Raw genomic sequence first — 14,483 nt, 5'->3', positions numbered from 1 at the left:
CAGAGGCGGAAAACAAGGTTTTCACCTACCCCGTAAGTATATATTGAAGAGGGATTGGCGTGTTAATTACGGTCAGAGAGAACGGGAGGATAAGTAAAATGCCAGGAAACTCAAATTTTCTCCCAAATGAAAAAAGCCAGTTATTTAACTGGCTTTTAGCTATTTCGGATAAAAATTTTTTACTTAAACTTTTAAAGTTTTGGCGGGTTGGGGGGGATTCGAACCCCCGAAACGTTTCCGTTTACACGCTTTCCAAGCGTGCGCCTTCAGCCACTCGGCCACCGACCCTTTTTCATAAGCTGGCATTGCACCAACCAATTTCGGCAATGCTGTTTTAATCTAAAACAGCATCAACTTAATCGACTATCTTAGCATTCTTTCCACGTATCGTGCAATCATATCCACTTCCAAATTCACTTTATCACCGGCTTTGGTGTTGCGAAGTGTTGTATTCTGGATAGTATGGGGAATAATATTGATGCTGATCACACAACCACTGGCATTATCGGTCACGCTATTTACCGTCAGGCTAATTCCATTAACGGTAATAGAACCTTTGTATGCCAGGAATTTAGCCAGCTCCACGGGTACCTGGATTTTAAGCTCATGTGATTCACCCACCGCATCAAACGACACCACCGTACCCAGGCCATCCACATGACCTGAAACAATATGCCCGTCCAGTGAATCGCCCATTTTAAGCGCATGCTCAAGATTGACTTCACCCACGGCATCCAGCCCAACCGTACGATTCAGGCTTTCGCGGGAAACGTCCACTTCAAATTCCTGTCCGGCAAACTTTACCACCGTCATGCAGGCGCCCTGGATGGCGATTGAGTCACCCAGTTTGGTTTTTTCCATATTGAATCCGGGTGCCTGGATGGTTAAATGCACGCCATCCTGGCCCGTGCTTCCCAAGGGTTCAACATTTGTGATTTTGCCCACAGCGGCAACAATTCCGGTAAACATATTTTTTTCCTTGATGGTTCTATTTATGCACAACGCTGTTCAAAAGCGTATCCCAGCGGTTTTGCAAACGCGCACGCAAACGCAGGTCGGGCGCAAAGGTTTGGGTTTCAAAAAAATCAAACTGGTAAGCCTGGTCCAGTTCATTCAATACAGGTAAACGAAACAGTCCATGCGCATCACCCAGTATTTTAGGAGCCATGTACAGCAACAGCTCATCCAGCAAACCTGCCTGTAACAAGGCTCCGTTCAGGCCTGGCCCTGCCTCTACGTGCACTTCATTGATTTGCTGTTTTCCCATCCAGGCCAGCACGGCATCCAAATCCACATGACCATTTTTTTCAGGCATGACAATAAGCTGCACATTTTTGGCCAGCAGACGCGCCGCCTTGGCTTCATCAAGATGAGTCGTAAACACCCACACCGGTTCACCATTGAAGATTCGCGCGGTTTCCGGTACGGCAAAGCGGCTGTCAATAATGGCGCGAACAGGCTGGCGCGGTGTTGCCAGGGAACGCACGGTCATGAGCGGATCATCGTGCAAAACGGTGCCCAATCCCGTTAAGACCACGCAGCTTCTGGCACGCCAGTAATGCCCGTCGGCACGCGCCGCGGCACTGGTAATCCATTGTGACTGGCCATTATACAAAGCCATGCGCCCGTCCAGGGAAGAGGCCAGCTTGGTCCATACCCAGGGGCGACCGGTTAGCATGCGCGAAATAAACCCCGGGTTCAGGGCCAGCGCCTGCTCTGCCAGCAGGTTGCAGTGTACTTCTATACCCGCTTCTTGCAACCTGGCAATGCCTCTGCCCCCCACCAATGGGTTGGGGTCTGCCATGGCAATCACCACCCTGGCAGGCCTGGCGGCAATAATGGCATCCACACAAGGCGGGGTTTTACCATAATGGCTGCAAGGCTCCAGTGTGACGTAAAAGGTACTGCCAGCCAGGTCATGGCCGTTATCTTGCGCATTGTGAATGGCACAGACTTCGGCATGCGGGCCGCCTGCTTTTTGGGTAGCCCCCTGCCCCAGCAACTGCCGGTTTTTAACAATCACACACCCCACCCGGGGGTTGGGGGTGGTCACGAACATGACCGAAGCCGCTTGCTCCAGTGCCTTGTTCATCCAGTAAAAATCATCAGGCTGGTTCAAAACAGATTCTTTCCTATTTCTTTTCCAGCTTGCTGGCGTTTACCGGCACCTGCATTTCCTGAATAGCCTTCACAAACTCGCCAATATCTTCAAAGCTTTTATAAACCGAGGCAAAACGCACATAGGCCACCTGATCCAGTTGCTTGAGTTCATTCATCACCAACTCACCAATGTGTCCGGTAGAGACTTCCTTGCCTGGCGTGTTCAGCAAGGCCTCCTGAATGCGGGCCACCGCGGCCTCAAGGGCTTCGGTGGATACCGGCCGTTTACGCAAGGCCAGCTTAAGGCTGGCATGCAGTTTTTTAATATCAAACTCCACGCGCGTTCCGTTTCTTTTGACGATGGTTGGCATGGACAGCTCAACCCGCTCATACGTGGTAAAACGCCGGTCACAATCCAGGCAGCGACGGCGTCGGCGTATGGTATCACCGTCTTCGGAAACCCGGGAATCCACCACCTGGGTTTCAGAGTGAGCACAGAACGGACATTTCATCTGAAAGAAACCTTAAAGTAAAACGCCTGCCGGAGCAGGCGCTGCTGGTCAGCTAATTATTTGTAAACCGGGAACTGTGCGGTTAATTGATTGACCTTTTCACGGACCGCTGCAATATTGTCTGCATCACGTGGGTTGTCCAGGACGTCGGCAATCAGATTGGCCGTCAGCTCGGCTTCTTTTTCGGTAAAACCGCGTGTGGTCATGGCCGGTGTACCCAAACGGATACCGCTGGTCACGAATGGTTTTTCAGGATCATTCGGAATCGCGTTTTTGTTGACCGTGATATGTGCATCACCCAGAACGGCTTCGGCTTCTTTACCGGTAATGCCCTTGGCACGCAGGTCTACCAGCATGACGTGGCTTTCGGTACGGCCGGACACAATCCGCAAACCGCGTTTAACCAGGGTTTCGGCCAGCACTTTGGCATTCAGGGCAACCTGTTTGGCATAATCCTTGAACTCGGGCGCCAGGGCTTCTTTGAAGGCAACCGCCTTGCCGGCAATCACATGCATTAACGGACCGCCCTGGATGCCGGGGAAGATCGCTGAATTGATGGCTTTTTCATGTTCGGCTTTCATCATGATGACGCCGCCACGTGGGCCACGCAGTGATTTGTGGGTCGTGGACGTGACAAAATCGGCATGTGGCACAGGGTTGGGGTACTGGCCGCCTGCAACCAGACCTGCATAGTGAGCAATGTCAACCATGAACAGAGCACCATTATCATGGGCAATTTTAGCCATACGCTCGAAGTCGATACGCAATGAGTAAGCAGAAGCACCAGCCACAATCAATTTGGGCTTGTGTTCTTTGGCCAGCTGCTCTACCTGTGCGTAGTCCAGCTCTTCATTTGCATCCAGACCATAAGGAATAAAGTTGTACAGTTTGCCCGAAGCATTAACTGAAGCACCGTGCGTAAGGTGACCACCTTCGGCCAGGCTCATACCCAGAACGGTATCACCCGGTTTCAGGACTGCCATGTAAACACCTTGGTTGGCTTGTGAACCAGAGTTGGGCTGAACGTTGGCGGCTTCGGCACCAAACAGTTCTTTCAGGCGGTCAATGGCCAGTTGCTCGGCAATGTCCACAAACTCGCAACCGCCGTAGTAACGCTTGCCTGGGTAACCTTCGGCATACTTGTTGGTAAGCTGTGTGCCCTGTGCCTGCATAACGGCAGGACTGGTATAGTTTTCAGAGGCAATCAGCTCAATATGCTGTTCCTGACGTACATTTTCTTTCTGGATGGCCGCCCACAATTCGGGGTCTACTTTGTCCAGGGTAAGGGAACGATCAAACATGTGTTTTCCTAAATTTATAAAAAGCAAAAAAGTTAAATGGTCACTTTAGGATTAAGTGTATACAGCCCGGTAATGCTGTCGCTGGCCAATATATGCGTATTGATGACTTTAAGGACATCTTCGGCGCTAAACCGGCCTTCCAGGGGAACCGTTTCTATATCAAGGGCATAAAGCGTGAATTCATAACGATGGGCCAGCGCATCATTGAAAGGGGGACATGGGCCATCATAGCCGTAGTAATCGCCTTTCATGTCGTGGTCGCTGGCGAACCAGGCGGTGTAGTCATTAATTCCCTGGCGCATGTTGCGTGGTGCCATTGGGCCGTTCTTGCCCTTGGGCGTGACCTCTTTGGAGAACTCGCCTTCTTCAATGGCTGTGACACTGGCAGGAATATCAACCAGCACCCAGTGATAGAAATTGGCACGGGGCAAATCGGCCGGTACCTCACGGTCTTCCTGGTTGACATCATCAGGTTTGCTGGGAGCGTCCGGGTCACGGCAAATCAATACAAAAGACCGGGTGCCTTCGGGCGCATCTTCCCAAGAGAAGTGCGGATTCAGATTATCGGACAGTGCAATATGTGCCACCGCATCCTGTTTGCCAAAAGCATAACGTGGGTGTATGACCTGGCCGTTGACGATTGACTGACTGAGTAATTTCATAGATCCCCCAATAAAACCTGATGTTAATAGATGGAATACAATTAATTGACCGTAATGCGGGCAAATTTGCGTTTGCCTACCTGTACGACATAAGTACCTGCATCAAGCTGCAGGGATTTATCTTCAACCCGCTGGCCATCAACCCGTACACCACCCTGCTCGATATTGCGCTGGGCTTCGGAACCGGAACTGGACAGACCCGATTCCCTGAGCACCTTGACAATACCCAATGGGGCACCCGGCAGCTGGATTTCAGGCATATCATCAGGGATGGCACCATCACGGAAACGGGCCTCAAAATTGGCCAGGGCTTCCTGGGCCGCTTTGGCCGAATGGAAGCGGGTAATGATTTCCTGGGCCAGCATCACTTTGATGTCACGCGGGTTGCGCCCTTCCTCGGTTTGCTTTTTAAGACCGGCAATTTCTTCCAGTGAAAGGAAAGAAAGCAGCTCGTAATAGCTCCACATAAGCGTGTCTGAAATGGACATGAGCTTGCCAAACATGGAGTCGGGCGCTTCGGTGATGCCAATGTAATTGTTCTTGGATTTGGACATTTTATCGACGCCATCAAGACCCACCAGCAAGGGCATGGTCAGCACGCATTGCGGCTCTTGACCATATTCTTTTTGCAATTCGCGCCCCACCAGCAGGTTAAATTTCTGGTCGGTACCGCCCAGTTCCAGGTCGGACTTGAGCACGACAGAATCGTAGCCTTGCAGCAATGGGTATAAAAACTCGTGAACCGCAATGGGCACGCCGCCCTTGAAACGCTTGGTAAAGTCATCACGTTCCATCATGCGGGCTACAGTATAGCGTGAAGCCAGCTGGATAATACCGCTTGCACCCAACTGTTCGCACCAATCGGCGTTGTAGCGGATTTCGGTACGTTCAGGGTCCAGCACCATGCTGGCCTGTTCGTAATAGGTTTTTGCGTTTTCTTCGACCTGTTCTTTGGTAAGTGGCGGGCGGGTTGCATTGCGGCCACTGGGATCACCAATCATGGAGGTGAAGTTGCCAATCAGGAAAATGACTTTGTGCCCAAGGTCTTGCAACTGACGCATTTTATTCAGGACAACGGTATGACCCAGGTGAATGTCGGGAGCGGTTGGATCCAGCCCCAGTTTAATACGCAAGGGCGTATTGGTGTCACGGCTCTTTTGCAACTTTTTGGCAAACTCTGACTCGACCAGCAGTTCATCGCACCCGCGCAAGACAATACGCAAGTCATGTTGGACTTCTGGAGAAACAGGTGATTCGGAAGATGACATAAAAACTTTATCCAATGCAAAACATAAACATCCCAGAGACAAAATGTAACCGGGATGATAATCAGGTAGACCTGCTATTATCGCTTTTTTCCTGCGATTCAGTGCTAAATTATACCTTTTTATCCAAATTCAGATTGCATATGCCTGCCATACTGGATACTCAATATTTCATCGGGCTTATGTCCGGCACCAGCACCGATGGCGCTGATGGGGTCATTGCCGCCTTTTCGCCCGCACAACGCCCCCGTATTCTTGCCCAGGCCAGCCTGCCCATGCCGGCTTCGTTAAGACAGCTTTTTCTTGAGCTGAATGCGCCCATGCACAATGAACTGGAAAAATCATGTCTGGCGGCCAATGAGCTGGCGCATTTATATGCCAGGGTTTGCCAACAGTTACTGGAACAGGCGCACCTGGCGCCGGAACACATCACGGCCATTGGCGCCCACGGGCAAACGGTGCGCCATCGTCCCGAACTGGGCTACACCCTGCAACTGAATGCACCCGCCTTGTTAAGTGAACTGGCACACATTGCGGTGGTGGCCGACTTTCGCAGCAAGGACATTGCCGCCGGTGGCCAGGGAGCACCATTGGTCCCCGCGTTCCACAAAGCCATGTTTAACGCTGATCGGCCCGTTACCGTATTGAACCTGGGCGGCATGGCCAATATCAGTATTTTGCACCCTGAAAAAGAAGTGACCGGGTTTGATACCGGCCCGGCCAATGTCCTGATGGATTTATGGTGTCAGCGCCATACCGGCAACGACTACGACAAAGATGGTCAATGGGGCGCCAGTGGTACGGTGAATGAGGCGCTACTGAATTACTTGCTGAAAGCCGAGCCCTGGTTTGCGCTGCCTCCGCCCAAATCAACCGGCCGGGACCTGTTTAACCCGAACTGGCTGGACACCCTGCTTGCCGGCTTCAGACAAAACATCAGCGCCCCTGACATCCAGGCCAGCCTGCGTGCGCTAACCGCCCAAACCATTGCCAGTGCCATTCAGGCATATGCCCCTGAAACACGGGAAATCATCACCTGTGGCGGTGGCGCCCTGAATGCCCCCTTGCTGCGGGAAATTGGCCTGCGTACCGGCCTTGCGGTCAATCGCTGTGAAGATTACGGCATAGCCAGCCAATCCATGGAAGCCCTGGCTTTTGCCTGGCTGGCCTGGGCCCATTGCAACCGGATTCCCGCCGGCACGCCTTCAGTCAGCGGTGCCCGGCGCAAAACCATTCTTGGCTGTTATTACCCGGCCTGAGCGTTCAAAAACCCTTATTTTATTTGCGGCAACTTGCTGCCCGCCAGAATGTTTTCCAGCAAAACATGATCTTTAAATTTATACAGCCGCGCCGGCCGGCCACGGTCCTGGGCGGTCATTTTGCCCGTCTCTTCCACCAGATCCTGATGCTGTATCATGCGACGGAAGTTCTGCTTGTGCAGTTCCACGCCAGCCAGCCCTTCTATGCTTTTTTGCAGTTGAAACAGGGTGAATTCTGCCGGCATCAGTTCGGCAATAACAGGACGGTATTTGATTTTTGCCCGCAGCCGTGACATGGCCGTAGCCAGCACACGGCGATGATCCCGCTGCATCGGAACCCCGATTTCGCCAGCTCCCAGTCCAATACTTGCATAATTGGGCGCCTCGGGAATCAGTCCGGCTTCATACATGAGTTCATAACGCAGCAGCACATGCTCTTCCACCCAGTCAAATCCGTTCAGGCCCCAGCACATATCCACCCGGCGTTGCCGGTTCATGCGGACATTGGGGTCACTTTCCTGATGGACCCAATCCTGCAATGACGGCAAGAGTGTTTGCATCACCCAGGGAACCAGCCCCTGCCGGTGATCCTCCCAGGGAAAATAATAGTACCAGTCTTGCCAGCTGGCATGCGCTTCAAGCTGGCTTTCATCAGTTTCCTTGACCAGCCCCAGATAACTGACATACAGCACCGGGTGCCCTGATAAACGGGTTCGGGTAGTGTCTACAAACGTATACAGCTGCTCGACATAGCCCATTGGCTGCCTGGTTTGGGTTTTTACCCACTGCCGAACTCCCGACTGCAAAGAACGGTGAACCGGCGACAAGGCTCCAAAAGGCAGGGACTGGCCATCCAGTACCGTCAAGACACGGGCGGAGAATCGGGTAATGGCAATTAAAACGGCAACCAGCTCACTGGCGCCCTCGTTCTGACTGGGAGAGGTATCTGATGCCGACATTTTGATGGCTATTGGTGATTGGATATTGGCATAGGCATTGTATATGGAAGTGCCTAGCCGGGCAAAACTATTTGCAACAGCGGCCATGACAACTTAACGTCCATTCATAAAAAATGTTTTGCCTTTTATGCTCACAAGGAGCATAATTTAATTTTTTAAAAAATACCAGTTGAAAAACCATGGGACACACAGAACAGAAAGCTTTTGAATTTGATCAACCCTTATTGCACAGCGCCAGTCTTAACGGGCAAGCCTGCATGACGTCAATCCTTCCGGAAAGCGCCGATGCCCAAGCAGTAGGCAAAGCCTGGGCCAAGATACCCGCCCCCCTGTCAAGCGAACAGGAACAGCTATACATCCAGGAAATAAAGCAACTCATGCAAAGCAGGAATGCCGTGCTGGTGGCCCATTATTATGTTGACCCCGTTTTGCAGGATCTGGCGCTTGAAACCAATGGCTGCGTGGGTGACTCGCTTGAAATGGCACGTTTTGGCCGCGACCATGAAGCCTCTACCCTGATTGTGGCCGGGGTTCGCTTCATGGGTGAAACCGCCAAAATGCTTAGCCCTGAAAAAACCGTGCTGATGCCAACCCTCGAGGCTGAATGCTCGCTGGACCTGGGCTGCCCTGCCGACCAGTTCAGTGCCTTCTGTGATGCCCATCCCGACCGGACCGTGGTCGTCTACGCCAACACCAGCGCCGAAGTAAAAGCGCGTGCCGATTGGGTGGTCACCTCTTCAATTGCCCTGGAAATCGTGACTTACCTGCATGAAAAAGGTGAAAAAATCATCTGGGGCCCCGATCGTCACCTTGGCCAATACATTCAAAACAATACGGGTGCCGACATGCTGTTATGGCAAGGCTCCTGCCTGGTTCATAATGAATTCAAGGCAGCCGAACTGGCCAGCCTGAAAAAACAATACCCTGATGCCAAAGTACTGGTGCACCCCGAATCACCGGCAGGCGTGGCGGCACTGGCCGATGTCACCGGCTCTACCAGCAAGCTGATTCAGGCAGCGGTTGATTTGCCGGCCCAAACATTCATTGTGGCCACCGATGCCGGCATTATGCACGAAATGCAAAAAAGGGCTCCTGGCAAAATCTTTATTTCAGCCCCCACTTCAGGCAATAGCGCCACCTGCAAAAGCTGTGCTTTTTGCCCCTGGATGGCCATGAACGGACTGGCCGGCATCAAACAATGCTTAACAAGCGGTAGCGGAGAAATCACGCTTGATGAAACCTTGGCCAAACGCGCACGCCAGCCACTTGACCGCATGCTGGCCTTTGCAGAAACGCATAAAAAATCGGTACGGGCCAGTGGCGACTTGCTGGAAGACATGAAATTGTTTGAAAACATCGGAGCCGCCTGAGTCTTTGATGTCCTCCCCGTACTAAAGGACGACATTTCCCGGAACATATGATGAATCATCATTTCGATTGCATTATTATTGGCAGCGGGCTGGCTGGCCTGTCTGTTGCCCTGTCTTTAGCAGAAAACCAGCGTATTGCCATACTCAGCAAAGACGTACTTATCAATACCGCCAGCGACAAGGCCCAAGGCGGGATTGCCGCCGTGTGGGACCCGTTTGATTCGTTTGAGCGGCACATTAACGACACTCTGGTTGCCGGTGCCGGCCTGTGCGACAGGGAAGCGGTCACGCATATTATAGAAAACTCACCCGATGCCATCAGGTGGTTGCTCAGTCATTCGGTTGACTTTACCCGCGACGCGACCAGCCAGCAACTACACCTGACACTGGAGGGCGGGCACTCGCACCGCCGGGTAGCCCATGCCGCTGACAAAACCGGCCATGTGATTACGCATACCCTGCAATCCCTGCTGGACAGCCACCCGAACATTCATGTTTTCGAGCATTACGCCTCTTGCGAACTACTGCTGAACAATGCCCGCACAGAGAACGTTGAATGCCAGGGTGTCAGCGCCCTGAACCTGCAATCCGGCAAGATGGAATCCTTTATTGCCCCGCATATTGTGCTGGCAACCGGCGGTATCGGCCAACTGTTTACCCACACCACCAACCCCGTGGTTGCCACCGGTGACGGCATTGCCATGGCATGGCGTGCCGGTTGCCGGGTTGCCAATATGGAGTTCATCCAGTTTCACCCAACCGCACTTACCTTATCTAATGCCCCCACCTTCCTGATTTCAGAAGCGGTTCGTGGTGAAGGCGGTCTGTTACGCAGGCCCGATGGCAGCCGCTTCATGCCCGATTATGACTCCCGCGCCGAACTGGCCCCACGCGATATTGTGGCCCGTGCCATTGAAGCTGAAATCAAAAAGAGCGGCGGCAACCATGTACTGCTGGACATTTCCCACATGCCCAAACAGGAAATCATGCATCATTTTCCCATGATTTATGAGACCTGCCTGTCTTATGGTCTTGATATCAGCACCCGCCCCATACCGGTGGCACCGGCGGCACATTACACCTGCGGCGGCGTTCTGGTTAACCAGAACGGGCAGACTGACATCAAGGGACTTTACTGTGCCGGCGAAACCGCTTACACCGGCCTGCATGGCGCCAACCGGCTGGCCAGCAACTCTTTGCTGGAGTGTATTGTGACCGGCAGGAATATTGCCCGTAACATTGCGGCCCATCTGCCTTGGGAAACACCAACCACTTATGACAATACCGTTTGCATTAACCCGGTGACAGGCAATGGCAAGCAGTCAGCACAAGACAGCGCCCTTGACGCTAACCGCCTAAGACAACTGATGAGCCAATGCTTTGGCATTGTACGCAATCATGCCGGCATGCAGGCAGCCCTGCAGCAGCTGAATGCATGGAAAGCACAACTTCATTCAGGCACTAGCCTACAAGCCATCAGCCTGAATCAAATAGAACTGGGAAGCATGCTGGACGTTGCCAGCCTGATGCTGCAATGCGGGCTGGCCCGCAAGGAAAGCCGTGGCCTGCATTACACCACCGACTACCCTGACACGGCAAAAGCCGCCATCCCTACCGTGCTGGCACCGCTGTTATCCTGAGTTACAAAAAACAGGTCCGTGTATTTTATTTTATACACGGACCTGTTTTGGTTTGGCTTGCCTGGTGTTATGCCTTTGCGAACATAAAGCACCACTTACCGTTTACGGCCATTACACCGTAAAAGAAGAACCACAGCCACAAGTTGTTTGGGCATTCGGGTTACGAATCACAAACTGTGAGCCTTCGATATCTTCTTTGTAATCAATTTCAGCACCAACCAGGTACTGGAAGCTCATGGGGTCTACCAACAACTGAACGCCATCTTTATCGATAGCAGTATCGTCGTCGTTAACGACCTCATCAAACGTGAAGCCGTACTGGAATCCTGAACAGCCACCACCCTGCACAAACACGCGCAGCTTGAGGTCGGGGTTACCTTCATCGATTAACAAATCCTTGACTTTAGCCGCAGCCGCATCGGTGAAAACCAATGGCACTGGAGGAGCCTGCAAGTCTACTGACTCTAAAACGCTACTCATATACTTACTCCTGGTGAGATACAGTCACCCTAATAAAACAGGCAGACACGCCTATAACAAAGTTATTTTAACATAACAACCAACTAAGACTTGAGCTTTAACGTTCGCGTCACACGTGTATTTTTACCTTCCACCACTTTCAGGGTTACGCTTTCAGGTATAAAACCGTCGGGAATGACCAGCAGACCCTGCGCCAGTTCGATTCTGCTGAACTGTAAATTCAGGGCACCATTGCCCGCTTTTTCTGTTGCAGGTGTGCCATTTTCAGCGCTCTTGACGACAGGCTCTGGTTTAAGGACCACGGTGGTGGCCTTACCATTCATTTTGCCCTTGGCCTCAAAGTGCAAACGGCCACTGAAAACGGCTGGTTGTTTCTGGGTACGTGTCAGCAATACCTTATAGCGGATCCGGGCCCCTTCCTTGACAGCATCAAATTCCCTGACACTTACGTGCATATTGCTTTTAGAGGGAATCAGCTGCTCGTAACGCAGCAACTCCTCGGTGCTTCTGCTGATTTCGTCCTGCAGTTTTGAGACCTGTCGGTTGAATTCAACAATCGCGCTCTTGTCGATCACCATTTGCGCGTTGGCCGCATCCAGTTTGCCCTGCAGTGACTGGATTTGCAATTCTCCCTGTTTGACCTTGTCGACAAGCGAGGCGATGTGTTCATTTTCAACGCCCAACATTTTTCGCTGAACGACATTTTGGGTAATGTAATAACTGCTGGTTGCACCTACCACAACCCCAACGGCTAAAAGGAAAATACGTGCTGCCATTATTAACCGGCCTTTAAGGGAGAATAGCCACTTGATTCAGACCTGTTTGTTCAGCCAAACCAAATAACACATTCATGTTTTGCACTGCCTGGCCGGCAGCACCTTTAACCAGGTTGTCCTGCACCACCACTACAATCAGGGTATCACCATTACCTGGACGGTGCAGGGCAATGCGCAACTGATTGGATGCCCGCACCGAGCGGGTTTCTGGCAGGCTACCGGCGGGCATGACATCGATAAACGCTTCGTTCTGGTAGCGCTGCTCGTACAGTGCCTGAAAATCGGTATCCAGGGCCTCGGGTTTGATTTTTACATAAATGGTGGACAGCATACCCCGGATCATGGGTACCAAATGAGGCACAAAGGTAAGGTCTACCGGCTGACCGGCAATTTTACCCAGTTGCTCGACAATTTCAGGATGGTGGCGGTGACCCGAGACGGCATAGGCCTTGAAGTTGTCACTGGCCTCGGAGAACAGGCTACCCACTTCGGTTTTACGACCCGCCCCCGACACACCCGACTTGCAGTCGGCAATGATATTGTCCAGCTTGACCAGGCCTTTTTCCAGCAACGGGGTAAGCCCCAGAATAACGGTGGTTGGATAACAACCCGGGTTGCCAATAACCTGCGCACCCGCCACTTTTTCCCGGTTCAGTTCTACCAAACCATAAACACTGTCTTTTAATACATCAGGACAGGCATGCGCCATTTTGTACCATTTTTCAAAAACAGCGGTGTCTTGCAAACGAAAATCGGCCGCCAGGTCAATTACCTTTACGCCGGCTTCAATCAGGGCACGGGCCTGCCCCATGGCAACGCCATGAGGTGTCGCAAAGAAAACCACATCACACTCAGACAGCGCCGCATTTTCAGGGGCGGAAAAAGCCAGATCAACATGCCCACGCAAATTGGGGAACATGTCCGCAACCGGCATGCCTTCTTCTTTACGTGAGGTAATTGCATGAAGCTTTGCATTGGGGTGCGCCGATAACAGACGCAACAATTCCACACCGGTATAGCCGGTGCCGCCAACGATGCCAACCTTGATCGGGGCCGAAGAAGATGCCATTGTTAAATCCTTTGTTAATAAAATGGATGTGTAAACGTTTTTACAAACGACTATTGCACCACATTATGAGAGTTTTTACACGTGTTTTGGTTCAACTTGCCTGAAAATCAGGCACTGGTTTTGCTTCACTGTGTTTCAAAACGCCTTTAACAGGCCAAAAACAAAAAAGACCGCAAATGCGGTCTTTTTTGACTTGAAAACAGATTAGCGTTTGCTGAACTGTTTGCGACGACGGGCTTTGTGGAAACCGACTTTTTTACGCTCGACTTCACGTGCATCACGGGTTACATAGCCAGCTTTGGACAGTGATGATTTCAATGTTTCATCATAGTCAATAAGGGCACGGGTAATGCCATGACGGATTGCGCCAGCCTGGCCGCTTTCGCCACCACCGTGTACATTGACGTGAAAGTCAAAGGCTTCGGTGAGTTCTGTGAGGACCAAAGGCTGACGAACAACCATGCGGCCTGTTTCACGGGCAAAATATTCATCAACAGGTTTACCGTTAACAACGATAGCGCCTGTACCTTTTTTCAAGAAAACACGGGCCACTGAAGTTTTGCGGCGACCTGTTCCATAATTCCAATTACCGATCATGATTTATCCTTAGAAATCCAGCTGTTTAGGCTGCTGGGCAGTATGAGGATGTTCGGCACCAGCATACACCTTGAGTTTTTTAATCATGGCGTAGCCCAGTGGACCTTTGGGCAGCATACCTTTAACGGCTTTTTCAAGTGCACGGCCTGGAAAGCGCTCTTGCATCTTTTTAAAGTTCGTTTCGTAAATACCGCCTGGGTAACCGGAGTGACGGAAGTATTTTTTGTCTTCAGTCTTGTTACCGGTAACAACGATATCGGCAGCATTGATAATTACAATATAATCGCCGGTGTCAACGTGAGGGGTGAACTCGGGTTTATGTTTACCGCGCAAACGGCGTGCAACTTCGCTGGCTACACGACCAAGGACCTTGCCTTTTGCATCGATAACAAACCAGTCACGTTTGACTTCATGCGGCTTTGCCACAAAGGTCTTCATGATAGTTATTCCTAAATAAAAATTAATAGAGCCGGCATGTGCCGTGCCCGTTACG

The 14,483-nt window shown here is 51.6% G+C and carries 15 protein-coding genes and 1 tRNA gene; 3 read left to right on the top strand and 13 right to left on the bottom strand.

Features of this window, described 5'->3' with window-relative positions:
* Positions 1–200 precede the first annotated feature (200 nt).
* From IE074_RS07805 to tyrS, 7 genes are all read right to left on the bottom strand, one after another.
* A tRNA-Ser gene (locus IE074_RS07805) sits at positions 201–288 on the bottom strand.
* 75 nt (positions 289–363) lie between these two features.
* Positions 364–969, bottom strand: coding sequence for a riboflavin synthase (locus IE074_RS07800; RefSeq protein WP_189384909.1), 606 nt, complete (start codon positions 967–969; stop codon positions 364–366).
* A 19-nt stretch (positions 970–988) separates the two neighbouring features.
* A complete protein-coding gene (gene ribD, locus IE074_RS07795; RefSeq protein WP_268247306.1) occupies positions 989–2,119 on the bottom strand; it encodes a bifunctional diaminohydroxyphosphoribosylaminopyrimidine deaminase/5-amino-6-(5-phosphoribosylamino)uracil reductase RibD in 1,131 nt (376 codons plus the stop codon).
* Between the two features lie 13 nt (positions 2,120–2,132).
* Positions 2,133–2,612 (bottom strand): transcriptional regulator NrdR, encoded by a 480-nt coding sequence (gene nrdR / locus IE074_RS07790; protein WP_189384908.1) that lies wholly within the window; start codon positions 2,610–2,612, stop codon positions 2,133–2,135.
* A 56-nt stretch (positions 2,613–2,668) separates the two neighbouring features.
* On the bottom strand, positions 2,669–3,913 hold the full coding sequence (gene glyA, locus IE074_RS07785) for a serine hydroxymethyltransferase (RefSeq protein WP_189384907.1): 1,245 nt from the start codon (positions 3,911–3,913) through the stop codon (positions 2,669–2,671).
* Positions 3,914–3,945: 32 nt separating this feature from the next.
* Positions 3,946–4,575 (bottom strand): YbhB/YbcL family Raf kinase inhibitor-like protein, encoded by a 630-nt coding sequence (locus IE074_RS07780; protein ID WP_189384906.1) that lies wholly within the window; start codon positions 4,573–4,575, stop codon positions 3,946–3,948.
* Between the two features lie 41 nt (positions 4,576–4,616).
* Positions 4,617–5,843, bottom strand: a complete 1,227-nt coding sequence (gene tyrS / locus IE074_RS07775) for a tyrosine--tRNA ligase (RefSeq protein WP_189384905.1) — start codon at positions 5,841–5,843, stop codon at positions 4,617–4,619.
* A gap of 140 nt (positions 5,844–5,983) precedes the next feature.
* On the opposite strand from tyrS, the gene IE074_RS07770 reads away from it, so the two are divergent.
* On the top strand, positions 5,984–7,099 hold the full coding sequence (locus IE074_RS07770) for an anhydro-N-acetylmuramic acid kinase (protein ID WP_189384904.1): 1,116 nt from the start codon (positions 5,984–5,986) through the stop codon (positions 7,097–7,099).
* 14 nt (positions 7,100–7,113) lie between these two features.
* On the opposite strand, the gene IE074_RS07765 is transcribed toward IE074_RS07770, so the two are convergent.
* The gene (locus IE074_RS07765; RefSeq protein ID WP_229793946.1) at positions 7,114–8,058 is read right to left on the bottom strand and encodes an NUDIX hydrolase; all 945 of its coding nucleotides are present in this window, start codon (positions 8,056–8,058) and stop codon (positions 7,114–7,116) included.
* A gap of 257 nt (positions 8,059–8,315) precedes the next feature.
* On the opposite strand from IE074_RS07765, the gene nadA reads away from it, so the two are divergent.
* Together nadA and nadB are read left to right on the top strand one after the other, a co-directional pair.
* Positions 8,316–9,428, top strand: coding sequence for a quinolinate synthase NadA (gene nadA, locus IE074_RS07760; RefSeq protein ID WP_229793942.1), 1,113 nt, complete (start codon positions 8,316–8,318; stop codon positions 9,426–9,428).
* Positions 9,429–9,478: 50 nt separating this feature from the next.
* Positions 9,479–11,068 carry an L-aspartate oxidase gene (nadB, locus tag IE074_RS07755; protein ID WP_189384957.1) on the top strand — a complete coding sequence of 530 codons (1,590 nt, stop codon included), beginning with the start codon at positions 9,479–9,481 and terminating at the stop codon, positions 11,066–11,068.
* A 111-nt stretch (positions 11,069–11,179) separates the two neighbouring features.
* On the opposite strand, the gene erpA is transcribed toward nadB, so the two are convergent.
* From erpA to rplM, 5 genes are all read right to left on the bottom strand, one after another.
* Entirely contained in the window at positions 11,180–11,548 is a 369-nt protein-coding gene (gene erpA / locus IE074_RS07750) for an iron-sulfur cluster insertion protein ErpA (protein ID WP_189384902.1), read from the bottom strand.
* An 83-nt stretch (positions 11,549–11,631) separates the two neighbouring features.
* Positions 11,632–12,324: a DUF6776 family protein gene (locus IE074_RS07745; RefSeq protein WP_189384901.1), complete on the bottom strand. Its 693-nt coding sequence runs from the start codon at positions 12,322–12,324 to the stop codon at positions 11,632–11,634.
* Between the two features lie 13 nt (positions 12,325–12,337).
* Positions 12,338–13,393 carry an N-acetyl-gamma-glutamyl-phosphate reductase gene (argC, locus tag IE074_RS07740; protein ID WP_189384900.1) on the bottom strand — a complete coding sequence of 352 codons (1,056 nt, stop codon included), beginning with the start codon at positions 13,391–13,393 and terminating at the stop codon, positions 12,338–12,340.
* 204 nt (positions 13,394–13,597) lie between these two features.
* Complete coding sequence (rpsI, locus tag IE074_RS07735; RefSeq protein ID WP_169293614.1) at positions 13,598–13,990, bottom strand: 30S ribosomal protein S9; 393 nt, start codon at positions 13,988–13,990, stop codon at positions 13,598–13,600.
* A gap of 9 nt (positions 13,991–13,999) precedes the next feature.
* On the bottom strand, positions 14,000–14,428 hold the full coding sequence (rplM, locus tag IE074_RS07730) for a 50S ribosomal protein L13 (RefSeq protein WP_189384899.1): 429 nt from the start codon (positions 14,426–14,428) through the stop codon (positions 14,000–14,002).
* Positions 14,429–14,483 lie beyond the last annotated feature (55 nt).

Origin of the sequence: Advenella faeciporci (genome assembly GCF_014652395.1) — a bacterium.
In the GTDB taxonomy this organism is placed as follows: domain Bacteria; phylum Pseudomonadota; class Gammaproteobacteria; order Burkholderiales; family Burkholderiaceae_B; genus Advenella; species Advenella faeciporci.
The sequence above is the reverse complement of the archived record's forward strand: the minus strand, read 5'-3'. Positions and strand labels throughout refer to the sequence as shown.

Excerpts from the sequence above, each read along its gene's own strand:
- IE074_RS07800 (WP_189384909.1), bottom strand. The coding sequence starts at position 969 with ATGTTTACCGGAATTGTTGCCGCTGTGGGCAAAATCACAAATGTTGAA.
- nrdR (WP_189384908.1), bottom strand. The coding sequence starts at position 2,612 with ATGAAATGTCCGTTCTGTGCTCACTCTGAAACCCAGGTGGTGGATTCC.
- glyA (WP_189384907.1), bottom strand. The coding sequence starts at position 3,913 with ATGTTTGATCGTTCCCTTACCCTGGACAAAGTAGACCCCGAATTGTGG.
- IE074_RS07780 (WP_189384906.1), bottom strand. The coding sequence starts at position 4,575 with ATGAAATTACTCAGTCAGTCAATCGTCAACGGCCAGGTCATACACCCA.
- tyrS (WP_189384905.1), bottom strand. The coding sequence starts at position 5,843 with ATGTCATCTTCCGAATCACCTGTTTCTCCAGAAGTCCAACATGACTTG.
- IE074_RS07770 (WP_189384904.1), top strand. The coding sequence starts at position 5,984 with ATGCCTGCCATACTGGATACTCAATATTTCATCGGGCTTATGTCCGGC.
- IE074_RS07765 (WP_229793946.1), bottom strand. The coding sequence starts at position 8,058 with ATGTCGGCATCAGATACCTCTCCCAGTCAGAACGAGGGCGCCAGTGAG.
- nadA (WP_229793942.1), top strand. The coding sequence starts at position 8,316 with ATGACGTCAATCCTTCCGGAAAGCGCCGATGCCCAAGCAGTAGGCAAA.
- nadB (WP_189384957.1), top strand. The coding sequence starts at position 9,479 with ATGAATCATCATTTCGATTGCATTATTATTGGCAGCGGGCTGGCTGGC.
- erpA (WP_189384902.1), bottom strand. The coding sequence starts at position 11,548 with ATGAGTAGCGTTTTAGAGTCAGTAGACTTGCAGGCTCCTCCAGTGCCA.
- IE074_RS07745 (WP_189384901.1), bottom strand. The coding sequence starts at position 12,324 with ATGGCAGCACGTATTTTCCTTTTAGCCGTTGGGGTTGTGGTAGGTGCA.
- argC (WP_189384900.1), bottom strand. The coding sequence starts at position 13,393 with ATGGCATCTTCTTCGGCCCCGATCAAGGTTGGCATCGTTGGCGGCACC.
- rpsI (WP_169293614.1), bottom strand. The coding sequence starts at position 13,990 with ATGATCGGTAATTGGAATTATGGAACAGGTCGCCGCAAAACTTCAGTG.
- rplM (WP_189384899.1), bottom strand. The coding sequence starts at position 14,428 with ATGAAGACCTTTGTGGCAAAGCCGCATGAAGTCAAACGTGACTGGTTT.